The organism is Sulfitobacter sp. SBS6, assembly GCF_048285585.1.
GTDB classification, from domain to species: domain Bacteria; phylum Pseudomonadota; class Alphaproteobacteria; order Rhodobacterales; family Rhodobacteraceae; genus Sulfitobacter; species Sulfitobacter pontiacus.
Window position 1 is genome coordinate 464832 of record NZ_JBLWBA010000006.1, and the last position, 23521, is coordinate 488352.

A 23521-nucleotide genomic window follows, 5' to 3' on the forward strand; every position below is an offset into this window, starting at 1 on the left:
ACCAAATGGTATTCGCGTTCACGGGAGGGAACCGCATATGGGATATCACGACATTTACAAAAGCTGTCAGGACAACCCTGAAGCCTACTGGCTAGAGCAGTCCAAAGCCATCGATTGGGAGGAAGCGCCCCGTCAGGCTTTGTTCGACAAGGGCAATGATCTGTACGAATGGTTCGCCGACGCCAAAGTAAATGCGTGCTATAATGCCGTTGACCGCCATGTGGAAAACGGCCGTGCCGATCAGGTGGCGATCATCCATGACAGCCCGATCACCGGCACCCAGACCAAGATCACCTTTGCCGAGCTGCAAACCCGCGTCGCCGCTGTCGCCGGTGCGCTACAGGCCAATGGCGTGGGCAAAGGCGACCGCGTGATCATCTATATGCCGATGGTCCCCGAAGCGCTTGAGGCGATGCTCGCCTGCGCGCGGATCGGGGCGGTACATTCGGTCGTGTTCGGCGGCTTTGCCTCGAACGAACTGGCCGTGCGGATCAACGACTGCACCCCCAAAGCGATCATCGCCGCATCCTGCGGGTTGGAACCGGCACGTGTGGTGGCCTATAAGCCGCTGCTTGACGGGGCCATTGAACAGGCCGACCACAAACCCGATTTCTGCCTGATCCTGCAACGCGAACAGGCCCCCTGCGATCTGACACCGGGGCGCGATCTGGATTGGCACGCCGCGCAAAAAGGCACCACCCCCGCGCCCTGCGTCGCGGTGGAGGGAAACCACCCCGCCTATATTCTTTACACCTCGGGCACGACCGGCGCGCCCAAGGGCGTGGTGCGCCAAACCGCGGGGCATCTGGTGGCGCTGAACTGGACGATGAAGAACATCTACAACGTCGATCCGGGCGATGTCTTCTGGGCCGCCTCCGATGTGGGCTGGGTCGTGGGGCACAGCTACATTTGCTATGGCCCGCTGGTGCATGGCAACACCACCGTTGTGTTCGAAGGCAAGCCCGTGGGCACACCCGATGCGGGCACCTTCTGGCGCGTCATTTCCGAACACAATGTCCGCAGCTTCTTTACCGCCCCCACCGCGATCCGCGCCGTCAAACGCGAAGATCCCAAGGGCGAGGAGATTGGCAAATACGACATTTCCTGCCTGCGCGCGCTGTATCTGGCGGGCGAGCGTGCCGACCCAGACACCGTGATCTGGGCGCAGGAAAAGCTGGGCATACCCGTCTATGACCATTGGTGGCAGACCGAAACCGGCTATACCATCGTCGGCAACCCCGCCGGACTGGAGGCGCTGCCGGTCAAGGTCGGCTCCCCTACGGTGCCGATGCCGGGTTATGACGTGCAAATCCTGAACGAGGCGGGCGAGCCGCAACCCGCTGGCACTTTGGGGTCTATCGCGATCAAGCTGCCCCTGCCTCCCGGCACGCTGCCAACCCTGTGGAATGCCGAAGATCGCTTCCGCAAAAGTTACCTCACGACCTATCCCGGATACTACGAAACGGGGGATGCGGGCAGGATCGACGAGGATGGATATCTTTATATCATGGCGCGCACCGATGACGTGATCAACGTCGCCGGTCACCGCTTGTCCACCGGCGCGATGGAGGAGGTTCTGGCCGGCCACCCCGATGTGGCTGAATGTGCCGTGATCGGCGTCAGCGATCCGCTGAAAGGGCAGGCTCCGATGGGGTTTGTGTGCCTGTCCAAAGGGGTCGACCGCCCCCATGCCGAGATTGCAGCCGAATGCCAGCAACGGGTGCGTGACCAGATCGGGCCAGTGGCAGCCTATAAGATGACGCTGGTGGTGGATCGTTTGCCCAAGACGCGTTCAGGCAAGATCCTGCGGGCGACGATGGTCAAACTGGCGGATGCAGAGCCGTTCAAATTGCCTGCAACGATCGACGATCCGGCCATTCTGGACGAGATCAAGTCGGCACTGCAAACCATCGGCTACGCCAAGGATACCTGATAGATCCGGCACCCCAGAACGCGAAAAAGGCGGCTGTAACAGCCGCCTTTTCTATTCGATATCTAGACCAGTTAGTGTTTGGCCACGAAGCTGTCTACCTGACGCTCAGCCTCGTCTTTGGCAACGCCGTAGCGCGCCTGAATCTTGCCGACCAGCTGGTCGCGTTCGCCGGCGGCTTCTGTCAGGTCATCGTCGGTCAGATCACCCCATTCTTCTTTGACCTTACCGGTCATCTGGCTCCAGTTACCTTTGATTGTATCCCAATTCATGTCAGGTCTCCTTTTGCTATAATTCCAAACGATGAAAGCACCTGAATGGCCTCTCATGCGTCTCGGAATATCAACGCGCCAAAGGCACCGCGGTTCCGTCTGAAACGCGGATTAGTTGAACTGCTCGCTGATCAGCCGTTCTTCCAGACCGTGGCCCGGATCGAACAGGATACGGTGCTTGATCAACGGGTCCGAGGTGATCTCGACCGCGACGACATCGCGGTAGGAATTCCCGTCGGCGTCGGCCATCACAGGGCGTTTGGCGGGCTCTAACACATCAAAGCGCACGGTCACCGTTTTCGGCAGTAAGGCCCCGCGCCAGCGCCGTGGCCGAAACGCCGCCATCGCCGTCAGGGCCAGCACATCCGCGCCAATCGGCAGGATCGGGCCGTGCGCGGAGTAATTATAGGCGGTGGACCCGGCAGGCGTCGCCACCAGTGCGCCATCGCAGACCAGCTCCTCCATCCGCACGCGCCCGTCGACGCTGATCCGCAGCTTGGCGGCCTGCGGTCCTTCGCGCAGCAAGGCGACCTCGTTCAAGGCCAGCGCCTTGGAGGTCTCGCCATTCGCATGTGTGGCGACCATCACCAGCGGGTTGATCACCGCCTCTTCTGCTGCGCGCAGACGATCCACCAGATCCTCTTCGGCATAGGCGTTCATCAAGAACCCGATGGTGCCGCGGTTCATGCCATAGACCGGCGTCGACAGCTCTTGCGAGTCGTGCAGCGCCTGCAGCATGAACCCGTCCCCCCCGAGGGCGACGATGACCTCTGCCTCCTCGCGCGTGACATTGCCGTATCGTGCGCTCAGCGCCGTCAACGCATCCTGTGCAACATCAGAGCGGCTGGCGATAAAAGCGATCTTCATGGGCGGATGTTTCCAATGAGGGATATTCACAGTCAAAAGAACCACATATCGCGCCGACCTACCAGCTTTGCCGCATATGACGGTGCGACCGGCGCATTACGACCTTCACCCCCGTGCCGGATTAAGCTAGATAGCCCGCAACCCGCACACGTAGTCAAAGGAACCACGCCCATGTCCGGTTTTTTCACCACCCCCCTGTCCGAAGCCGATCCCGAAATCTTTGGGTCCATCACAGACGAGCTGGGTCGCCAGCGTAACGAGATCGAACTGATCGCCTCCGAAAACATCGTGTCTGCGGCTGTCATGGCGGCGCAGGGGTCGGTGATGACCAACAAATATGCCGAAGGCTACCCGGGCCGCCGCTATTATGGCGGGTGTGATTTTGTCGATGTGGCGGAAAACCTGGCGATTGAACGCGCGTGCAAATTGTTCAACTGCGACTTCGCCAACGTGCAGCCGAATTCGGGCAGCCAAGCCAACCAGGGCGTGTTCACCGCGCTGCTGCAACCCGGTGACACCATTCTGGGCATGAGCCTCGACGCGGGCGGCCACCTGACCCACGGGGCCAAGCCGAACCAATCCGGCAAATGGTTCAACGCCATCCAGTACGGCGTGCGCAAACAAGACAACCAGCTTGACTATGACCAGGTCGAAGCGCTCGCGAAAGAGCACCAGCCCAAGCTGATCATCGCCGGTGGCTCCGCCATTCCGCGCCAGATCGACTTCAAGCGGATGCGCGAGATTGCGGATATGGTTGGTGCCTACCTGCAGGTGGACATGGCCCATTTTGCCGGTCTGGTCGCTGCGGGCGAACACCCCTCCCCCTTCCCCCATGCGCATGTGGCGACAACCACCACACATAAAACCCTGCGCGGTCCGCGCGGCGGCATGATCCTGACCAACGACGAAGCGCTGGCGAAAAAGTTCAACTCGGCCATCTTCCCCGGTATTCAGGGGGGCCCGCTGATGCATGTGATCGCGGCCAAGGCCGTGGCCTTTGGTGAAGCGCTCAAGCCCGAGTTCAAGACCTACATCCAACAGGTCATCAAGAACGCCCAAGCACTCAGCGACCAGCTGATCAAAGGCGGGCTCGACACGATCACCCATGGCACCGACACCCACCTGCTGCTGGTCGACCTGCGCCCCAAAGGCGTTAAAGGGAACGACACCGAAAAGGCCCTGGGCCGCGCGCATATCACCTGCAACAAGAACGGTGTGCCGTTTGACCCTGAAAAGCCCATGGTCACCTCCGGAATCCGTTTGGGCTCGCCTGCGGCGACAACACGCGGGTTTGGTGAGGATGAATTCCGTCAGATCGCCGACTGGATCATCGAGGTTGTCGACGGGCTGGCCGCCAATGGGGCCGATGGCAACGCCGAGGTCGAAGCCAAGGTCAAAGCCGAAGTCGAAGCGCTCTGCGCCCGCTTCCCGATCTATCCCGACCTCTAAAGCCCCAACCTCTAAAGCGATGTGCCCCGGGCCCTTCCAAATGGATTAAATCCCGGGGGGCCCGCAAGGGCGGGGCAGCGCCCCAAACCACGCTTCAAAACAAAGCCCCGCTTGCAGGTCCGCAGCGGGGCTTTTGCGTATTTGATCGTAACAGCAGCGCCCGTCAGACGTAGCCGCGCCACCACAGAAATGTGATGAACGCCACCGCCACGCACATCAGGTTGAACGCCACGCTGGCCGCAAGACCAAGCCAGCGGTCCTTGCGCCGTTCGGCCACGTCGATCCCGGCAAGATGCTCCATCACGCGGTCATAGGCGGACTGCACCGTCGCGCCCTCGAGCCTGCGTGCCATCTTGGGGTTGCGCGCCATAAAAGCCGCCTGTGCAAAGACCCTGCCCTCACGCCGCACCCGCGCGGGCAGACGTCGCCCTGCGCGCGCCAACGCATGAGAGACATCGCGCCCCTGCACACCCAGCTTTGCCTGCAAGCCGCGCTGCATTTCACGTGCCTTGGTCTCTAGGTCTTTTTGATCCAGCATGTTTCAACCCTAAACGGTCTGGCACATCGGCTGCAATGGCCCTACATCTTGGGCATGTTGAATTACACTGAATATGGCACCACAGGCGACGCCCCTGCCCTGCTGATCGTGCATGGTCTTTTCGGGTCAGGCCGCAATTGGGGCGTGATCGCCAAACGGATGTCCGACCAGCGCCGCGTGGTGACCCTCGACATGCGCAACCACGGGGACAGCCCGCGCGCGCAGACGCAAAGCTACCCCGAGATGGCCGCCGATCTGGCAGAGGTCATCACCCATCTTGGCGCGCCAATGGACGTCTGCGGGCATTCGATGGGCGGTAAGGCGGCCATGATGCTGGCGCTGAACCATCCCGAACTGGTGAACCGTCTGGTGGTCGCCGATATCGCGCCTGTCGCTTATGGCCACAGCCAGCAAGAGTTTATCGATGCGATGCGCACGGTCGATCTGGGCACGCTCACCCGCCGCTCCGACGCCTCTGACCAATTGGCGGCTGCGGGGGTCGAGCCCGCATTGCAAAGCTTTTTCACCCAGTCGCTGGATGTGCCCAACAAGACGTGGAAGCTGAACCTTGATGTGCTTGAGGCAGAGATGTCCAAGATCGTCGGCTGGCCCGATGGGGTCGATGGACAATACGAAGGGGAGGTGCTGTTCCTGTCCGGCGGCAACTCCACCTATGTCAAACCCGAAGACCGCCCCGTGATCAAGGCGCTGTTCCCGCAAGCGCGCTTTGCCAAGCTGCCGGACACGGGCCATTGGCTGCACGCAGAAAAGCCGCGCGACTTCGAGGCGTCTTTGCGGGCCTTCCTGACGCTGGGGTGAGGCAAAGGGGCACCGTATCGGGCGGTGCTGCGCCCCTGCCACATGGGTGTTGCCTGAAAACACGCCCCATATCCCGAGATGCCCCCTTGCACCTCTCCCCCCAAAGCCTATAACGCGGAGAATTTGCAAACATCCGGGGGCCTGAGCCATGCCAAAAAGAACCGATATCCAGTCGATCATGATCATTGGAGCGGGGCCCATTGTCATCGGTCAGGCGTGCGAGTTCGACTACTCCGGCGCGCAGGCCTGTAAGGCCCTGAAAGAGGAAGGCTACCGCGTCATCCTCGTGAACTCCAACCCTGCGACGATCATGACCGATCCGGGGCTGGCGGATGCCACCTACATCGAACCCATCACCCCTGAAATCGTCGCCAAGATCATCGAGAAAGAACGCCCCGACGCGCTGCTGCCAACGATGGGCGGTCAGACCGGGCTGAACACCTCGCTCGCGCTCGAAGAGATGGGCGTGCTCGAGAAATTCAACGTCGAGATGATCGGCGCGAAACGCGAAGCCATTGAAATGGCAGAGGATCGTAAGCTCTTCCGCGAGGCGATGGACCGTTTGGGCATCGAAAACCCCAAGGCGACCATCGTCACCGCGCCCGTTGCCGCCAGCGGTAAAAAAGACCTTGCGGCGGGCGTTCAGCTTGCGCTCGACGCGCTGGAATATGTCGGCCTGCCCGCCATCATCCGCCCTGCCTTCACAATGGGTGGCACCGGCGGCGGCGTGGCCTATAACCGCGACGATTACGAATTCTACTGCCGCTCGGGGATGGACGCGTCGCCGATGGGTCAGATCCTGATTGATGAGAGCCTGCTTGGCTGGAAAGAATACGAGATGGAAGTGGTGCGCGACACCGCTGACAACGCGATCATCGTCTGCTCGATCGAGAACGTCGACCCGATGGGCGTGCACACAGGCGATTCGATCACCGTGGCCCCTGCCCTGACGCTGACCGACAAAGAATACCAGATCATGCGTAACCACTCGATCGCCGTGCTGCGCGAAATCGGCGTGGAAACAGGCGGATCGAACGTGCAGTGGGCCGTGAACCCCGAAGATGGCCGCATGGTCGTGATCGAGATGAACCCGCGTGTATCGCGCTCTTCTGCGCTGGCGTCCAAGGCGACGGGTTTCCCCATCGCCAAGATCGCGGCCAAGCTGGCGGTGGGCTTTACCCTAGACGAGCTGGACAACGACATCACCGGCGTGACGCCTGCCTCCTTCGAGCCGACAATCGATTATGTCGTCACCAAGATCCCGAAATTCGCGTTCGAGAAATTTCCCGGCTCCGAACCCTATCTGACGACCGCGATGAAGTCTGTCGGAGAAGCGATGGCGATTGGCCGCACGATCCACGAGTCGCTGCAAAAGGCGCTGGCGTCGATGGAATCCGGGCTGACCGGTTTTGACGAAATCGACATCCCCGGTCTGGACAGTGACCTGCCCGCCGACGCACCACAGAACGAAGCCGCGCTGATTGCCGCGATCAGCAAGCAGACCCCCGACCGGATGCGCACCATTGCTCAGGCGATGCGTCACGGTATGTCCGACGTGGATATCCACGGTGTGACCATGTTCGACCCGTGGTTCCTTGCCCGCATCCGCGAGATCGTCGACGCCGAGGCGCAGGTCCGCAAAGACGGGCTACCGCTGACCGAAGACGGGATGCGCAAGCTCAAGATGATGGGCTTTACCGATGCGCGCCTTGGCACGCTGACCGGTCGCGACGAAGACAACGTGCGCCGCGCGCGTCTGAACCTTGGCGTCAAGGCCGTGTTCAAACGGATCGACACCTGCGCCGCCGAATTCGAAGCGCAAACGCCCTACATGTATTCTACCTACGAGGCACCCGCCTTTGACGAGGTCGAATGCGAAGCCCGCCCCAGCGACCGTCAGAAAGTCGTCATTCTGGGCGGCGGCCCGAACCGGATCGGCCAAGGGATCGAGTTCGACTATTGCTGTTGTCACGCCTGCTATGCGCTGACCGACGCGGGCTACGAGACGATCATGGTCAACTGTAACCCCGAAACCGTCTCGACCGACTATGACACTTCGGACCGGCTGTATTTCGAACCCGTCACCTTTGAACACGTGATGGAAATCCTGCGGGTCGAACAGGAAAACGGCACGCTGCACGGCGTCATCGTGCAGTTCGGCGGCCAGACACCGCTGAAGATCGCGCAAGCGCTGCAAGAGGCGGGCATCCCGATCCTTGGCACCACGCCCGACATGATCGACCTTGCCGAAGACCGCGAACGGTTCCAGCAGCTGGTGCAATCGCTGGGCCTGAAGCAGCCGCATAACGGTATCGCCCACTCCGACGCCGAAGCGCTTGAGATCGCAGCAGACATCGGCTTTCCGCTGGTGATCCGCCCGTCTTACGTTCTGGGCGGCCGCGCGATGGAGATTGTGCGCGATCAGGCCAGCCTTGAACGCTATATCCGCGACGCGGTGGTCGTATCGGGCAAAAGCCCCGTGCTGTTGGATCACTATCTCTCGGGCGCGGTAGAGCTGGACGTCGACGCGCTGTCAGACGGCACGGATGTCCACGTTGCGGGCATCATGCAGCACATCGAAGAGGCCGGCGTTCATTCGGGCGATAGCGCCTGTTCGCTGCCCCCCTATTCGCTGAGCCGCGAGATCATTGCCGAGGTTGAAAAACAGACCAAGGCGCTGGCGCTGGCGTTGAATGTAGTGGGCCTGATGAACATCCAGTTCGCGGTCAAGGACGGCGAGATCTACCTGATCGAAGTCAACCCCCGCGCCTCGCGCACCGTGCCCTTTGTCGCCAAAGCGACGGACAGCGCGATTGCGTCAATCGCCGCGCGGATCATGGCGGGCGAAAAGTTGTCGGCCTTCCCGCAACGCGCGCCCTACCGTGACGATGCCGCCTATGACGACGTGCTGCCTTTGGGTGATCCAATGACACTGGCGGACCCGAACATGCCTTGGTTCTCGGTCAAGGAAGCCGTGCTGCCCTTCGCCCGCTTCCCCGGTGTCGACACGCTGCTTGGGCCGGAAATGCGGTCAACGGGCGAGGTTATGGGCTGGGACCGCGACTTCCCCCGTGCCTTCCTCAAGGCGCAGATGGGCGCGGGCAACCCGCTGCCGCGCAAGGGCTGTGTGTTCTTCTCGATCAAGGATATGGACAAGTCGGACGACATGCTGACCGCCGCGCGTATCCTGCTTGAGCAAGGGTTCACCCTGCGCGCCACCCGTGGCACCGCCGCCTGGCTGACAGAGCATGACATCGCCTGCGAGATCGTGAACAAGGTCTACGAGGGTCGCCCGAACATCACTGACATGATGAAGGACGAAGCGATCCAACTGGTGATGAACACCACCGAAGGCGCGCAGGCGGTCGAGGACAGCAAATCCATCCGCTCTATCGCGCTGTATGACAAGATCCCGTATTTCACCACGGCCGCCGGTGCCTATGCCGCAGCGCTGGCCATCAAGGCACAAGCCGAAGACGAGATCGGCGTTAAATCGCTTCAGGGCTAACCTGCCCTTTCTGACCTGCGCCGCGTCTTTGATGCGTGGCGCAGGTCTTTCCCCTTTCCTCCCCCTCTCATTGTCCGTCGCCCTTGCATGCCAGCCCCCGCTGGACTTGACCCCGCAGCCGTTTCTTGGCCTACTCGGACAACGCTGAAAAAGGTTTACCCATGTACACACCCGCCATTACTGGTAGCGGCATCTTTACGCCGGAACAGGTCATCACCAACGCCGAGCTGGTCAAGGCGTTCAACGCCTATGCCGATCTGTACAATGTCGAACACGCCGCTGAGATCGACGCCGGAGAGTTGCCCGCCAAGGAACACTCGTCAGAGGAGTTCATCGTCAAGGCGTCGGGGATCGAACAGCGCTATGTCATGGATAAGACGGGTATTTTGGACCCCAAGGTGATGCACCCCCTGCTGCGCCAACGGTCCGACGACGAACCCGGCCTGATGGCCGAGATCGCGCTGGATGCGGCGCAAAAGGCGTTGCAGGCGGCGGGGAAAACCGCGGCTGATGTTGATGCCGTCATCTGCGCGGCGTCGAACCTTGAACGCGCCTATCCGGCGGTAGCGATCGAAATCCAGCAGTTGCTGGATATCAACGGCTTTGCCTTCGATATGAACGTCGCCTGTTCGTCCGCGACCTTCGGCATCCAAGCGGCGGCGGATATGATCCGCTCCGGCTCGATCCGCTCTGCGCTGGTGGTCTGCCCCGAGATATGCTCGGCCCATCTGGAGTGGCGCGACCGTGACTGCCACTTTATCTTTGGGGACGTGGCCACCGCCGTGCTGATCGAACGCGCCGAAGACGCAGCCTGTGCTTATTTCGAGATCAAATCGACCCGTTGCGCGACCGAGTTCTCGAACAACATCCGCAACAACAATGGCTTTTTACGCCGGTCCCGCCCCGATGGCGTCGCGGACCGCCGCGACATGCAGTTCATGCAGAACGGGCGCAAGGTGTTCAAGGAAGTGCTGCCGATGGTTGCCGAACACATCGCGGGCCACATGGCTGACGAAGGCGTTGAGGCCGCTGATCTAAAGCGTCTGTGGCTGCATCAGGCGAATAAATCGATGAATGACTTCATCGGTCGCAAAGTGCTGGGTCGCGCGCCCGAAGCGGGCGAGCAGCCGAACATCCTGCAAGACTACGCCAACACCTCCTCTGCCGGGTCGATCATCGCGTTTTCAAAATACTCCGACGATCTGACCGATGGGGACACTGGGCTGATCTGTTCCTTCGGGGCCGGATATTCCGTGGGGTCTGTGCTGGTGCAGCGCCACGGCTAAGCCCGGCGGCACAGGGCCACTTCAACACCTGTGACATGTGGGGCGCGGTCTGCGACAGACGCGCCCCCGCTGCCCTCCCCCCACCTTGAACGCCAAGGTCGCCTGACGCTAAAGAGGGCCATGGCAAAGCTTTACTTTCATTATTCAACCATGAACGCGGGCAAATCGACCGTGCTTCTGCAGGCGGCTCATAACTATGTCGAACGCGGCATGGTCCCCTATCTGATGACCGCGAAATTCGACCACCGCGCCGGACACGGGCGGATCGCATCGCGTATCGGGATCGGGCACGAGGCCGACACTTTCGAGACAGACGAAGACCTTCTGGCGAAGATCGAAAAGCGTTTGGCTGAAGGCCCTTGCGCCTGCATCTTCATCGACGAGGCGCAGTTCCTCAGCCCTGATCAGGTCTGGCAATTGGCGCGTGCGGTGGATGACCTGCGGGTGCCTATCATGTGCTACGGGCTGCGCGTGGACTTCCGGGGTCTGCTCTTCCCTGGGTCTGCGACGCTGCTCGCCCTTGCCGATGAAATGCGCGAGGTGCGCACGATCTGCCACTGCGGCAAGAAAGCGACGATGGTGGTGCGGCAGGATGCCGAAGGCAAAGCGATCCGCGAAGGGGCGCAGGTGCAGATCGGCGGCAACGAGACCTATATCTCATTATGCCGCCGACATTGGCGCGAGGCCGTGGGCCGTTAAACGAGGTTCGGTGGCGTTTCGCCCGCGACGCCCGCTTTCAAATTCTCAACCGCCATCATCCACATATCCACACGCACCTCCCGGGAGGACGTGCCTAGATGCGGTAATAGCACCACGTTATCCAGATCCCGCAGGGCTTGCGGCACCTCTGGTTCGAACTCATACACATCCAGCCCTGCGCCGCCGATGGTGCCCGCTTGCAGCGCCTCGATCAAAGCGGCTTCCTCGACGATATTGCCGCGCGCGATGTTGATCAGGAAGGCATGGGGCTGCATCGCCGCCAGCACATCCGCATTGATCAGATGCTGCGTGTCATCCCCGCCCGGCACGGCGATAACGACCACATCAACAGCGGCGACCAACTGTTTGAGATCACTGATATGTTCCGCCGGATAGGCGACGCTTTTCGCGCTGCGGCTAAAGTATTTCACATCCATCGAAAAGCCGTAGTGACAGCGCCGCGCGACGGCTTGACCAATACGCCCCATCCCGACGATCCCGACAGTCTTGCCCGTCAGATGCATGCCCAAAAGCTGCGAAGGCTCCCATCCGGACCATTGCCCTGACCGCACCAGCCGCTCGCCTTCTCCCGCACGCCGTGCGGCCATCAGCATCAGCGTCATGGCGATATCGGCGGTGGCATCGGTCACAGCACCGGGCGTGTTAGAGACCTGAAGCCCCGCCGCCTTTGCCGCCTCGACATCGATGTGGTTATAGCCCACCCCGAAATTGGCGAGCATCTTGCACCGTGGCATGCCGACCTTGCCAAAGACATCCGCGGTAAAGCGGTCGCCCAAGGTGGCCAGCACCCCGTCATAGTCGCGCAGGGCGTCCTGCATCTCGTCCTCGGACAAGGGCGCGCTGTCCTCGCGATAGGTCACGTCAAAGCCTTGCAGGGCCTCGTGCACTTCGGGGGGCGCAGGGCGGGCGATCAGTAGTTTCGTCAATGCAGACGTCCTCCGTTCGGGGTGGGTTGCGTGGGGCGCATCAGCACAATCGCCCCGTCCTCGTCCGGCACCCCAAGCACCAAAACTTCGGACATGAACGGCCCGATCTGACGCGGCGGGAAGTTGACCACCCCCATCACCTGCGTGCCGATCAGCGTCTCGGGCGTGTAATGCACCGTCACCTGGGCCGAGGTTTTACGCTCTCCGATATCGGGACCAAAGTCGATCCACATCTTGATCGCGGGCTTGCGCGCCTCGGGGAAGGGTTCGGCACGGGTGACCGTCCCGACCCTGATGTCGACTTTCATGAAGTCGTCAAAGCTGATCTCAGCCATTCGAAAGCTCACGCGAACGATCGGCGGCCGCCGCCACAGCGCGTTTGAGCAGGACCGGAAAGCCGTCTTGCTCGCTCATCAGCACGTCCAGCGCGGCCTGTGTGGTGCCGTTGGGGCTGGTCACGTTGATGCGCAGCTGGTCCGGACCTTCGTCGGCGGATTTCGCCAGCGCCCCGGCCCCTGCCACCGTCGCCGTGGCGAGCTTTAGCGCGAGCTCGGGGCTGAGCCCCTGCGCGATCCCGCCCGCGGCCATGGTTTCGATCATGTGGAAGACATAGGCCGGACCCGAGCCGCTGACCCCAGTGACTGCGTCGATCTGGGCTTCCTCCTCCAGCCGGACAACGTCGCCCACGGCCGACAGCAGCTCTTCGGCTTCATCCATACCCTTGGCGTCGACGTGGGCGTTGCCGACGATGGCGGTGATACCTTGGCTGATGGCGGCGGGTGTGTTGGGCATGGCGCGCACGATCGGCGTCTGTGCCCCCAGCGTTTTCTCAAACGTCGCGATGGTGGTGCCGGCGGCGACGCTGACAAACACCGTCTTGCCGTTGCCCATGGCCTGCAACGTGGGCAGCGCGTCACCCATCATCTGCGGCTTCACCGCCACAAGAACCACAGCGGGCTCCTTGGGCAGATCGACGTTCAACTGCACGCCCTGCTCTTTCAACCAATCAGAGGGTTTCGGATCGATGACATATACCGAAGATGTCGGAAGCCCGCGTGCCAGCCAGCCCGCCAGCATCGCGGATCCCATCTTGCCACAGCCCAGTAGAACCAAACCGTCTTTGGCGATGCGCGTATCTTTCATATCTGTACCCCTAAATTAACATTCGGGGATACACCTATGCGTGGCCGTACGCCTCTGCAATGGCAACCTGAAGGGCTTGTCGGGGCGTCTGGTCGCCCCAAACCGCCAGTTGCACCGCGGGATAATACCGCTCTGCGTTGCTCACGGCGGCGTTGATCATGGTATCAATCTGCTGCGCAGAGGCATCCTGCCCCCCGGCAAGAACCAGCCCATAGCGATAAACCATCAGCTTTTGTTCCGGCCAATAGGTGAAAGCACCGGTCCAGCATTGATCGTTCACATCGTTGAGCAAGTGATAGAGCACCGGCAGTTTTTCCGCGGGCGGATCCATTTCGAAGGTGCAGACAAGGCGCAGGGTTTCGTCAAAGGGCGACCACGCGAGGGTGATGGAATAGGTCCGCCACTGCCGTTCGACGGCCATCGCGATCTGTTCGTCCGATATACGGTCGAAGTCCCAGTCGTGATACGCCGCGAGATTTTCTACGATGTCGATGGGGTGAATGTCTTCTTCAAGATACTGCTCTGTCAGGGCCATGTGGTCACCTCTTTGGATCCGGGTATTCATATGCGCAGGCACATCAATACATGGGTGCATCTACCATAAATCGCCGAAGCTCTTAGCGACCTATACAAAATATGGTGCGCGCAACGCGGCCCTGAGGCAAGTCTTTTTCTGGGGGTAACCACGAAAGATAGGGGATAACCTCAGTATCTTGTGGATAAAAGCAGCATAACCCCCAATCTATAGGGCGCTGACCCCGACAGACAGCATTCGAAGCGAAGGTGACACCCCAAAAACGAACACACCCGCCAAAAGGCGGGTGCGGATCACATCGTACAAAGTTGGCCGAGGATGAGCGCGGCGATCAGCCCTTGCTGTCCATCGCATCAAGCCGCGCCTTCAGCGCTTCATTCTCTTCGCGGGCTTTTTGCGCCATGGCGCGCACCGCATCGAATTCTTCGCGTGTCACAAAATCACGGTCTGCCAGCCAACGGTCCAGCATTCCCTTCATCGCGGTCTCTGCTTCGGTCTTGGCCCCTTGGGCCACGCCCATGGCATTGGTCATCATCTGCGAGATGTCGTCGAAAATCTTGTTGCGCGTTTGCATGGTCATTCTCTCCTGATCGGCTGTTGCTCACTATATGGTGTGCAAAGCGGGTTCTCGCAAGGTTGACTTCCGTTTACGGTCAGGCTCAATCAGCGCATGAATGCAATGCTCCCCTTCCCCGACCTATCGCCCGAGATTTTCTCGTTCACGTTATTTGGCATGACCGTCGCCCTGCGCTGGTATGCGCTGGCCTATATCGCCGGTATCCTCGTCGGCTGGCGCATCGTTGTGCGCGCTGTTGAACGGCCCCGGCTTTGGGCGGGCAATACCCCCGTCATGACCAAACAGCAGGTCGAGGATCTGCTTTTCTGGGTCATTCTGGGCGTCATTCTGGGCGGGCGTCTGGGATATGTACTATTCTATCAACCGGGCTACTACCTCAGCAATCCCGCGCAGATCCTGCGGATCTGGGAGGGGGGCATGTCGTTCCACGGCGGCGCGCTTGGAGTGATCTTTGCGGGCGTCGCCTATACCAAACGTCACGGCATCAGCACGATCTCTACCGGTGATGTCGTCTGTCTGGGGCTGGCACCCGGCCTGTTTCTGGGGCGTCTGGCGAATTTCATCAACGCAGAGCTTTGGGGCCGCCCCACCGATCTGCCCTGGGGCGTGGCCTTTCCCACGGTGGCCGCACAGGACTGCCCGGACATTGCGACAATCTGTGCACGGCACCCCTCGCAGCTATATGAGGCGCTGCTTGAAGGGCTGATCCTTGGGGCCCTGCTGATCTATCTGGCATGGCGCCGCGGCGGGCTGAAATCGGAGGGGCTGATCGGCGGCGTCTTTCTGGCCGGCTACGGGGCCGCGCGTTTCATCGTCGAATTCGTACGCCAACCGGATGCGCAATTTGTCAGCGCCAACAACCCGCTGGGGCTGGCGTGGCATGTAAACGGCTGGGGGCTGACCATGGGCCAACTGCTGAGCCTGCCGATGATTGCCATCGGGGTGTTCCTGATCTTGCGGGCGACGCGCAAGGCATGACCACACTGCGCGACATTCTACACAGCCGCATCGCGTCCAACGGGCCGATGCGGATCGACGAATATATGGCCACCTGCCTGCTGCATCCGACGCAGGGCTATTATACCACCCGTGACCCCTTTGGCACCCAAGGCGATTTCACCACTGCCCCCGAGATCAGCCAGATGTTCGGAGAGCTGTTGGGCCTGTGTCTCGCGCAGAGCTGGATCGCCCAAGACGCGCCCTCGGCCTTCACCTTGGCCGAGCTTGGCCCCGGCCGCGGCACGCTGATGGCCGATATCCTGCGTGCGACCCGCAATGTGCCCGGCTTTATCGAGGCGGCGCAAATTACGCTGGTAGAGGCGTCCCCGACGCTGCGCGATGTGCAGGCCAAGACCCTTGCGGGGCATCAGGTGATCTGGGCCGACAGGACCGACGCGCTGCCCGATCAGCCGCTTTTTCTGGTGGCGAATGAATTTTTCGACGCGCTGCCGATCCGCCAGTTCGTCCGTGGCGAAACATCGTGGCACGAACGGCAGGTTGGGCTGGCGGACGGCGCGTTGAGCTTTGGGCTGGGGCCCGAACTGCCGCAACCCGCGCTGGCCGACCGGCTGGCCGATACCACGCCTGGCGATCTGGTCGAGGATTGCACGCAGCTTGCGCCGATCCTCCACCCCGTGTCGGAACGGATCGCCACCCACGGCGGCGCCGCGCTGATCGTGGATTATGGCGACTGGCACAGTCTGGGCGATACCTTGCAGGCGCTGCGGGGGCATGAAAAAGCCGATCCGCTGGCCGCTCCCGGCCAAGCCGATTTGACAGCACACGTCGATTTTGAAAAGCTTGCCCTCGCAGCCGCACCGGCCAGCCACACCCGCATCACCCCGCAGGGCGTCTTTCTTGAACGCCTCGGGATCACACAACGCGCACAGACCCTTGCCAAGGGCATGACCGACGACGCGCTGAACGCCCATGTCGCCGCACATAGACGCTTGACGCATCCGTCAGAAATGGGAAATTTGTTTAAAGTGATGGGGATTTATCCTCCGCACCACAACCCGCCCCCAGGATTGGAACCATGACGCTGGAAATACTCACCTCCGATAGTCTTGGCGACGTGCGCCACGGGTTCTTTACGCGCCGCGGCGGTGCCTCCTCTGGCGTGTTTGCCGGGCTGAATTGCGGGGTTGGCAGTTCCGACCAGCGCGAGGTCGTAGAGATCAATCGTGCCCGTGTCGCCGATGCAATGGACGTGGCACCGGACCATCTGGTTGGCGTGCACCAAATCCATTCCGCCACCGTCATTAACGTCGATGGCCCCCTGAACGAGAAGCCCCGCGCCGATGCGCTGGTCACCGCGACACCGGGGCTGGCCTTGTCGATCCTGACCGCTGATTGCCAGCCTGTGCTGTTCCACGACGCCGAGGCCGGCGTGATCGGGGCGGCGCATGCCGGTTGGCGCGGCGCGCTTGACGGGGTGCTGACTGCCACGGTCGAGGCGATGGAAGACCTTGGGGCCACGCGCGATAATATCACAGCGGTGATCGGCCCCTGCATCAGCCAGCGCGCCTATGAGGTCGGGCCAGAGTTCATCGATGCCTTCCTAGCAGAAGATCCGACATTCGCCCGCTATTTTGCAAATGGTGCCGATGACCGGATGCAATTCGACCTTGCGGGCTTTGGCCTGAACCGACTGCGCGCGGCAGGTGTGGGCCATGCGGAATGGACGCGCCACTGCACCTATAGCGATGCGGATCGTTTCTATAGCTACCGTCGCAGCACCCACGCGAAAGAGGCTGACTATGGCCGGCTGATCGCTGCGATTGTGCTGTAGCAGCGTGAATTTAGGCAGCAATGCGACAGGTACCTGCCCAAATTTCGCCCCATAGCCAGCCAGCAGCCTGTTTGAATAGCGGCGCATTTTCTACCACAGGTCATAAATTCAAGGGTGTTTCGCGCTTTTGAGGTCGTGCCACAAACCGCGCCCAGGTTTGCTCGAATTATCTGAATTTTTTCGCGAAATGCCCCATCGGTGCCCGAAAGCATTTGCATAGTGATCCTCGACGAAAGGGCATTGCCCATAGACAATAGGATACAGAGCATGAAAACCAACGCACGCTTCATCAAATCGGTTATCGACGCTTCCAACAAGGAAGGCGTGAACCTGCCTTGGTCCCGTGGCACACGCCGCGCCGCGTTTATCGCGAAACGCGCTGCCCTGACGTCCCAGCAAAAAGCCGCCTGAACAGGGTCGGCTTACGGCCCGGGGGTTCTCGGGCCAGCCGATGACCCTGCGCGCGACGGGCGGGTGCCTGTCCGAACAGATGGTTTGAGACCGTTCACAAACATTCTCTGCGCGCGGGCCTCTCTCGCGCGGATTAATCCGGATCGCAGGTGTTTCAGCGGGGGCTAGGCATGTGGGATCGACCATATAAAGGTCACGTTATGACATTGCATACTGCCCCTGATTTCATCCCCTCCCCTACACATACGGCGCAATCAGCAGCCTCGCGTTCGGTTCTGCGGGAAGCGCGTGCCAGATCTACCGGACGCACCCGCGCGTATGAGATTGCGGTGCTGCGTCAGGACGGCTCCGTCTTTGTGACCGAAGGCTACGCCCCTGCCACACCGTTGTTCGAAGAACCGTTTTCCGCTTTCGCCCATGGCACGTTGATCCGCACGACCCAGGGGGAAATCCCGGTCGAAGACCTTTGCCCGGGTGACCGGATCGTACAGGCCGACGGGCTGCACGCCCCGCTTCTTTGGGTTGGATCAAGCAAGTTCGTCCCTGCGGATATCGGCCATCGCACGCCGCTTGTACGGGTCATGGCGGACAGTCTGGGGCTGGCGCGCCCCTCTGGTTTCCTGACCTTCGGCCCCGCTGCGCGCATCCTGCATACGCCACAAAGTCTTCGCGGCGCAGAGCAGACGCGCAAGGTCTTTACCCTGATGCGAGATCTGGTGGACGGGGTGAATATAATCGAAATTCAGCCTCCGACGCCGGTACGGCTGTATCACTTGGGCCTTGCCCGTCATGCCGCGATCAGCGTCAGCGGTCTGGAGATGGAGACATTTCACCCCGGCCCGTCGACAATCGCAGCCCTGCCGCTGCATCAACGTGACGCGTTTTTATCAATGTTTCCGCATATCAGTGGCGCCAAAGATTTTGGCCCGCTGTGTCACCCCCGCGCGTCAGAACGGTCAGACCCGATCTACGCTGCGCAATAGCCCTTAGGGTTCGCTTTTCAGACGGCTTTCCAGCACATCAAAAGGCACGCCCGGTTCGTCTTTGGCCGGGCGGATCACAAGGCTGGTTTTGACGCTTTCCACATTGGGCGTCGTCAGCAATTGTCCGGTCAGAAAGCTCTGGAAGCTGGACAGATCGGGGGCGACGCATTTCAGCAGGAAATCCACCTCGCCGTTGAGCATGTGACATTCGCGGACCAGCGGCCAGTTGCGGCACTTCTCTTCAAAGGCGGTGAGATCGGATTCAGCCTGGCTGGCTAGACCGACCATTGCAAAAACCTGTACCTCGAACCCCAGCTCACGCGCGTTAACATTCGCGTGGTAGCCGCGGATATACCCGCTTTCCTCAAGGGTCCGGACCCGGCGCAGGCACGGCGGTGCAGAGATGCCTACCCGTTTGGCCAACTCAACGTTGGTCATGCGCCCGTCCGCCTGCAATTCGGCTAAAATTTTCCGATCAATCGGATCAAGCCGCGTCCCTGCCATAATACCCCCATAGGATTTTCAATTGTTATAGCACCAACATCGTTGGACGCAATAATCTTTCGCCGGTGCGCAATGTTCTGAATTCAAGCAAAAATCAACCGCATTTTCGATGACGGCGATCTTTGCAGGGCGGATATGCAAACTTGGGGTTTAAGGCAACCCGAGGGGCGTCTATATCGGTTGGAACGCAACAAATGATACATTCTGGGGTTCTTTATCATGGCCGAAACTCGCGAAACCAAGCTTTTGATCATCGGCTCCGGCCCTGCCGGATATACTGCCGGTGTCTATGCCAGCCGCGCGATGCTGAACCCGATCCTTGTACAAGGCATCGAACCGGGCGGGCAGTTGACCACCACGACCGAGGTTGAAAACTGGCCCGGCGACAGCGAGGTCCAGGGCCCCGATCTGATGATCCGTATGCAGGACCACGCCAAGGCGATGGGGACCGAGATCATCGGCGACATCATCACCGATCTGGACCTGTCCAGCCGCCCCTTCCACGCCAAGGGTGACAGCGGCACGACCTATGTGGCCGACGCCGTGATCCTCGCAACAGGCGCGCGGGCAAAATGGCTGGGGCTTGAGACCGAAGAGAAGTTCAAAGGCTTCGGCGTTTCGGCCTGCGCCACCTGCGACGGCTTCTTCTACCGCAATCAGGAAATCGTGGTCATCGGGGGTGGCAACACCGCCGTGGAAGAAGCGCTGTTCCTGACCAACTTCGCCTCCAAGGTCACTTTGATCCACCGCCGGGACGAGCTGCGCGCCGAGAAGATCCTGATCGACCGGCTGATGAAAAATCCAAAGATCGAGCCGCTGTGGTTTCACCAACTGGATGAAGTCTATGGGACCGATGCGCCGCTTGGTGTCGAAGGGGTCAAGGTCAAGCACGTCGAAACCGGCGAGATCACCGATATTCCGTGCAAAGGTGTTTTCGTCGCCATCGGCCACGCGCCCGCAAATGAATTGGTCAAGGATACGCTGGAAACGCATATGGGCGGCTATGTCGTCACCAAGCCGGACAGCACCGAAACCTCTGTCCCCGGTGTATTCGCGGCGGGCGACCTGACCGACCACAAATACCGTCAGGCCGTGACCAGCGCCGGCATGGGCTGTATGGCCGCGCTGGAGGCTGAACGATTCCTTGCAGAAGTTGGCGATGATGAAGGCAAAGACACATCGCTGCCGCTTGGCTATGGAGCCGAGGTAAAAGACGACGCATAACGTTCGCCTAGGATGGCATTTGCTGGGATAAGATTGCCTTTTCCCAGCAAAAAACACGTCGCTGTCCGTAATTCGCCGCAAAGCGGCTACAAAGGTTGCCTAGCCCAATCGGTGCGGTCTATCAGCCCGAATATTCGAATTTGAACCTAAAATATTGCGAGACGCCCATGCAAACGCCCAACCTTGCTCCGATCCCTGAACTCTATGTCTCTTACGACTCGGCGCAGAAGCTGAAGGTGGAAGCTGGCGATCTGGTCAGCCATGACCTGACGCCGCGCCAGATCTGCGATCTAGAGCTGCTGATGAACGGTGGCTTCAACCCTCTTAAGGGTTTCTTGACCGAAGAAGACTATGACGGTGTTGTCGAAAACATGCGTCTGGCAGATGGGTCGCTGTGGCCGATGCCGATCAACCTTGATGTGTCGGAAAAATTCGCCGAAGGACTCGAGCTTGGGCAGGACATTGCCCTGCGTGATCAGGAAGGCGTGATTTTGGCGGTCATGACCGTCACCGACCGTTGGGTTCCAAACAAGGCCCGCGAGGCAGAGAAAGTCTTTGGCGCGGATGACAGCGCGCATCCGGCGGTGAACTATCTGCACAACACCGCGGGCAACGTCTATCTGGGCGGCCCTGTGACCGGCATCCAGCAGCCCGTCCACTATGATTTCAAAGCGCGTCGCGACACGCCGAACGAGCTGCGGGCCTATTTCCGCAAGATGGGCTGGCGCAAGGTTGTGGCCTTCCAGACCCGCAACCCCCTGCACCGCGCGCACCAGGAACTGACCTTCCGTGCCGCGCGTGAAGCGCAGGCGAACCTGTTGATCCACCCCGTTGTCGGCCTGACCAAGCCCGGCGATGTGGACCACTTTACCCGCGTGCGCTGCTACGAGGCCGTGCTGAACAAATACCCCGCCGCCACCACCGCGATGAGCCTGCTGAACCTCGCCATGCGCATGGCCGGCCCCCGCGAGGCCGTCTGGCACGGTCTGATCCGCAAGAACCACGGCTGCACCCATTTCATCGTGGGCCGCGACCATGCGGGCCCCGGCAAGAACTCTGCCGGTGAGGATTTCTATGGCCCCTATGACGCGCAGGATCTGTTCCGCGCCCATGAGGAAGAAATGGGCATCGAAATGGTCGACTTCAAACATATGGTTTGGGTCGCCGAGCGCGCACAATACGAGGCGATTGACGAGATCGAAGACAAGGATGACATCACCATCCTCAACATCTCGGGCACCGAGTTGCGTCGCCGTCTGCAGGAAGGGCTGGAAATCCCCGAATGGTTCTCCTTCCCCGAGGTGGTTGAAGAGCTGCGCCGCACCAAGCCGCCGCGCAACAAGCAGGGCTTTACCGTCTTCTTCACAGGTTTCTCCGGCTCGGGGAAATCGACAATCGCCAATGCTTTGATGGTCAAACTGATGGAGATGGGGGGCCGTCCCGTCACGCTTCTGGATGGCGATATCGTCCGCAAGAACCTGTCATCGGAATTGGGCTTTAGCAAAGAACACCGCGATCTGAACATCCGCCGCATCGGCTATGTCGCGTCCGAGATCACCAAGAACGGCGGCATCGCCATCTGCGCGCCGATTGCGCCTTACGCCACCACCCGCCGCGCTGTGCGCGAAGACGTGGAAAGCTTTGGTGCCTTCGTCGAGGTCCATGTCGCCACCTCCATCGAGGAATGCGAACGCCGCGACCGCAAGGGGCTGTACAAGCTGGCCCGTGAAGGCAAGATCAAGGAATTCACAGGGATCTCAGACCCCTATGACGTTCCCGAAACCCCCGAACTGCGCGTCGAGACAGAGAATGTCGACGTCGACAACTGCGCCCATCAGGTGCTGCTCAAGCTGGAAAGCATGGGGCTGATAAAGGGGTAACCCTTTCGACAAGTCGAACACAGAAAGGTCAGCCTTCATAGGCTGGCCTTTTTCATGCGTGCTGTTGGACGCCGTGCACAAAAAAAGGGCCGCAACACAGCGACCCTTTTCATTTAATTTTCGATGTTAAGACTTAATGCACCATCACGGGCGCATAGTCATGATCGCGCGCGAGGCTAAAGGCGAGCTTGCGGTCACCGACCAGTGCCAGCTGCTGCCCTTCGGCGTCATGCACGGCGTATAGCTGTTTTAGCCCTTCCGCCTGCTCGCGCACTTCGAGGGGAAGGTCGGACACGGCAATCATCTTGACGTAGACGGTACGGTCCTGAACATGCGTTTCTTCGTTATGCATTTTATTCCCCTTTTCTGATCTTGATGGTCTGAACGACCTTTTCGGGCTTCGCGCGGGTGAGATCGACGTGTAGTAGGCCGTTTTCAATCAGCGCTTCGCCAACGTCTACACCGTCGGCCAGTACGAAGGATCGTTGGAACTGGCGTGCGGCGATCCCGCGGTGCAAAAAGATTCGGTCTTCTTGCGTGTCGACCTGACGGCCACGGATCACAAGTTGTCTATCCTCAACGGTTATAGAGAGATCTTGTTCCGCAAAACCCGCAACCGCAAGCGTAATGCGGTAGCTATAGTCCGATGTTTGTTCAATGTTGAACGGTGGATAGCCTTCGTTTCCGGCCTTCGCCGTACGTTCCATCACCCGTTCCAACTGCTCGAAACCCAGCATATGCGGGTAGGAAGCCAGCGTTAATTTCGTCATAAGACACGTCCTTTAAGATAAGCGACAGTCAGTCATCCGGCCCCGTATTCGGCGACCTGCATCAAATATGGGGGCCATGGGGGCAGGACGCAAGGGCTATGCCTTTGAATTGCAACCGCCTATATTCGCAGGCCTAGATATAGCAAGAATCAGCCAAACCTATGAATCCTCCCTCCGACCTGTCGATGAAGAATGACGATGTCCTGCGTGTCGAGCTTGAGGTGTTTCGCCGCGAGCATCGCGATCTGGACGATGCCATTCAGGCGCTGGTCGACAAGGGGACGGGCGATCAGCTGACGCTGCAGCGGCTGAAAAAACGCAAGCTGCGCCTGAAAGACCTGATTGCCCAGATCGAAGACCGGCTGACCCCCGATATTACCGCCTGACA

25 protein-coding genes are annotated in these 23521 nt (G+C 60.4%); 14 read left to right on the top strand and 11 right to left on the bottom strand.

Translation table 11 applies throughout. The features are described from left to right. Window positions 1–37 precede the first annotated feature (37 nt). A complete protein-coding gene (locus ACNQ62_RS11135; protein ID WP_005849483.1) occupies window positions 38–1933 on the top strand; it encodes a propionyl-CoA synthetase in 1896 nt (631 codons plus the stop codon). 71 nt (window positions 1934–2004) lie between these two features. Here the strand turns inward: ACNQ62_RS11135 and ACNQ62_RS11140 are convergent, their stop codons facing one another. Both ACNQ62_RS11140 and ACNQ62_RS11145 read right to left on the bottom strand, forming a co-directional pair. Further along, window positions 2005–2202 (bottom strand): CsbD family protein, encoded by a 198-nt coding sequence (locus ACNQ62_RS11140; protein WP_005849485.1) that lies wholly within the window; start codon window positions 2200–2202, stop codon window positions 2005–2007. A gap of 111 nt (window positions 2203–2313) precedes the next feature. Beyond that, complete coding sequence (locus ACNQ62_RS11145; RefSeq protein WP_005849487.1) at window positions 2314–3069, bottom strand: NAD kinase; 756 nt, start codon at window positions 3067–3069, stop codon at window positions 2314–2316. A 171-nt stretch (window positions 3070–3240) separates the two neighbouring features. On the opposite strand from ACNQ62_RS11145, the gene glyA reads away from it, so the two are divergent. Beyond that, complete coding sequence (glyA, locus tag ACNQ62_RS11150) at window positions 3241–4518, top strand: serine hydroxymethyltransferase (protein WP_132997743.1); 1278 nt, start codon at window positions 3241–3243, stop codon at window positions 4516–4518. Window positions 4519–4681: 163 nt separating this feature from the next. On the opposite strand, the gene ACNQ62_RS11155 is transcribed toward glyA, so the two are convergent. Then, window positions 4682–5056, bottom strand: coding sequence for a hypothetical protein (locus tag ACNQ62_RS11155; RefSeq protein ID WP_418094892.1), 375 nt, complete (start codon window positions 5054–5056; stop codon window positions 4682–4684). 54 nt (window positions 5057–5110) lie between these two features. Between ACNQ62_RS11155 and ACNQ62_RS11160 the strand changes: the two genes are divergently transcribed. The 4 genes from ACNQ62_RS11160 (at window position 5111) to ACNQ62_RS11175 (ending at window position 11368) form a co-directional block, all read left to right on the top strand. Then, complete coding sequence (locus ACNQ62_RS11160; protein ID WP_418095013.1) at window positions 5111–5875, top strand: alpha/beta fold hydrolase; 765 nt, start codon at window positions 5111–5113, stop codon at window positions 5873–5875. Between the two features lie 148 nt (window positions 5876–6023). After that, a complete protein-coding gene (carB, locus tag ACNQ62_RS11165; RefSeq protein ID WP_064217119.1) occupies window positions 6024–9383 on the top strand; it encodes a carbamoyl-phosphate synthase large subunit in 3360 nt (1119 codons plus the stop codon). Window positions 9384–9544: 161 nt separating this feature from the next. After that, entirely contained in the window at window positions 9545–10669 is a 1125-nt protein-coding gene (locus tag ACNQ62_RS11170; protein WP_418094893.1) for a beta-ketoacyl-ACP synthase III, read from the top strand. Between the two features lie 120 nt (window positions 10670–10789). Then, on the top strand, window positions 10790–11368 hold the full coding sequence (locus tag ACNQ62_RS11175; RefSeq protein WP_005849498.1) for a thymidine kinase: 579 nt from the start codon (window positions 10790–10792) through the stop codon (window positions 11366–11368). Here the strand turns inward: ACNQ62_RS11175 and ACNQ62_RS11180 are convergent. From ACNQ62_RS11180 to ACNQ62_RS11200, 5 genes are all read right to left on the bottom strand, one after another. Further along, a complete protein-coding gene (locus ACNQ62_RS11180; protein WP_260003562.1) occupies window positions 11365–12315 on the bottom strand; it encodes a 2-hydroxyacid dehydrogenase in 951 nt (316 codons plus the stop codon). The two genes, ACNQ62_RS11175 and ACNQ62_RS11180, sit on opposite strands and share 4 nt — an antisense overlap. Next, window positions 12312–12650 carry a tRNA-binding protein gene (locus tag ACNQ62_RS11185; RefSeq protein ID WP_005849502.1) on the bottom strand — a complete coding sequence of 113 codons (339 nt, stop codon included), beginning with the start codon at window positions 12648–12650 and terminating at the stop codon, window positions 12312–12314. The genes ACNQ62_RS11180 and ACNQ62_RS11185 overlap by 4 nt, the downstream gene beginning before the upstream one ends. Beyond that, window positions 12643–13458, bottom strand: a complete 816-nt coding sequence (proC, locus tag ACNQ62_RS11190; protein ID WP_418094894.1) for a pyrroline-5-carboxylate reductase — start codon at window positions 13456–13458, stop codon at window positions 12643–12645. Before proC ends, ACNQ62_RS11185 begins: the two co-directional genes overlap by 8 nt. Before the next feature lie 34 nt (window positions 13459–13492). Next, window positions 13493–13993, bottom strand: coding sequence for a YbjN domain-containing protein (locus ACNQ62_RS11195; RefSeq protein ID WP_418094895.1), 501 nt, complete (start codon window positions 13991–13993; stop codon window positions 13493–13495). 331 nt (window positions 13994–14324) lie between these two features. Next, the gene (locus ACNQ62_RS11200) at window positions 14325–14567 is read right to left on the bottom strand and encodes an accessory factor UbiK family protein (RefSeq protein ID WP_005849508.1); all 243 of its coding nucleotides are present in this window, start codon (window positions 14565–14567) and stop codon (window positions 14325–14327) included. Between the two features lie 96 nt (window positions 14568–14663). Between ACNQ62_RS11200 and lgt the strand changes: the two genes are divergently transcribed. The 5 genes from lgt to ACNQ62_RS11225 all read left to right on the top strand — a co-directional run bounded on the left by lgt (window position 14664) and on the right by ACNQ62_RS11225 (window position 18755). Continuing rightward, window positions 14664–15548 carry a prolipoprotein diacylglyceryl transferase gene (gene lgt / locus ACNQ62_RS11205; RefSeq protein ID WP_418094896.1) on the top strand — a complete coding sequence of 295 codons (885 nt, stop codon included), beginning with the start codon at window positions 14664–14666 and terminating at the stop codon, window positions 15546–15548. After that, window positions 15545–16609, top strand: coding sequence for a class I SAM-dependent methyltransferase (locus ACNQ62_RS11210; RefSeq protein WP_418094897.1), 1065 nt, complete (start codon window positions 15545–15547; stop codon window positions 16607–16609). Before lgt ends, ACNQ62_RS11210 begins: the two co-directional genes overlap by 4 nt. Beyond that, window positions 16606–17361, top strand: coding sequence for a peptidoglycan editing factor PgeF (gene pgeF, locus ACNQ62_RS11215; protein WP_289080891.1), 756 nt, complete (start codon window positions 16606–16608; stop codon window positions 17359–17361). Before ACNQ62_RS11210 ends, pgeF begins: the two co-directional genes overlap by 4 nt. A gap of 267 nt (window positions 17362–17628) precedes the next feature. Then, window positions 17629–17772, top strand: a complete 144-nt coding sequence (locus ACNQ62_RS11220; RefSeq protein ID WP_005849514.1) for a hypothetical protein — start codon at window positions 17629–17631, stop codon at window positions 17770–17772. 200 nt (window positions 17773–17972) lie between these two features. Further along, complete coding sequence (locus ACNQ62_RS11225; RefSeq protein ID WP_418094898.1) at window positions 17973–18755, top strand: Hint domain-containing protein; 783 nt, start codon at window positions 17973–17975, stop codon at window positions 18753–18755. Between the two features lie 3 nt (window positions 18756–18758). On the opposite strand, the gene ACNQ62_RS11230 is transcribed toward ACNQ62_RS11225, so the two are convergent. Next, window positions 18759–19259 carry an Lrp/AsnC family transcriptional regulator gene (locus ACNQ62_RS11230; RefSeq protein WP_005849518.1) on the bottom strand — a complete coding sequence of 167 codons (501 nt, stop codon included), beginning with the start codon at window positions 19257–19259 and terminating at the stop codon, window positions 18759–18761. Between the two features lie 219 nt (window positions 19260–19478). On the opposite strand from ACNQ62_RS11230, the gene trxB reads away from it, so the two are divergent. Together trxB and ACNQ62_RS11240 are read left to right on the top strand one after the other, a co-directional pair. Continuing rightward, window positions 19479–20483 carry a thioredoxin-disulfide reductase gene (gene trxB / locus ACNQ62_RS11235; protein WP_005849520.1) on the top strand — a complete coding sequence of 335 codons (1005 nt, stop codon included), beginning with the start codon at window positions 19479–19481 and terminating at the stop codon, window positions 20481–20483. A 167-nt stretch (window positions 20484–20650) separates the two neighbouring features. Then, the gene (locus tag ACNQ62_RS11240; protein WP_418094899.1) at window positions 20651–22363 is read left to right on the top strand and encodes a bifunctional sulfate adenylyltransferase/adenylylsulfate kinase; all 1713 of its coding nucleotides are present in this window, start codon (window positions 20651–20653) and stop codon (window positions 22361–22363) included. A gap of 133 nt (window positions 22364–22496) precedes the next feature. Here the strand turns inward: ACNQ62_RS11240 and ACNQ62_RS11245 are convergent, their stop codons facing one another. Together ACNQ62_RS11245 and ACNQ62_RS11250 are read right to left on the bottom strand one after the other, a co-directional pair. Beyond that, window positions 22497–22715 (bottom strand): DUF1150 family protein, encoded by a 219-nt coding sequence (locus ACNQ62_RS11245; protein ID WP_009825186.1) that lies wholly within the window; start codon window positions 22713–22715, stop codon window positions 22497–22499. 1 nt (window position 22716) lies between these two features. Continuing rightward, window positions 22717–23133, bottom strand: a complete 417-nt coding sequence (locus tag ACNQ62_RS11250) for an Hsp20 family protein (RefSeq protein ID WP_005849527.1) — start codon at window positions 23131–23133, stop codon at window positions 22717–22719. 161 nt (window positions 23134–23294) lie between these two features. Here ACNQ62_RS11250 and ACNQ62_RS11255 point away from each other — a divergent pair, with 161 nt between their 5' ends. Then, a complete protein-coding gene (locus tag ACNQ62_RS11255; protein ID WP_005849528.1) occupies window positions 23295–23519 on the top strand; it encodes a YdcH family protein in 225 nt (74 codons plus the stop codon). Window positions 23520–23521: the final 2 nt, after the last annotated feature.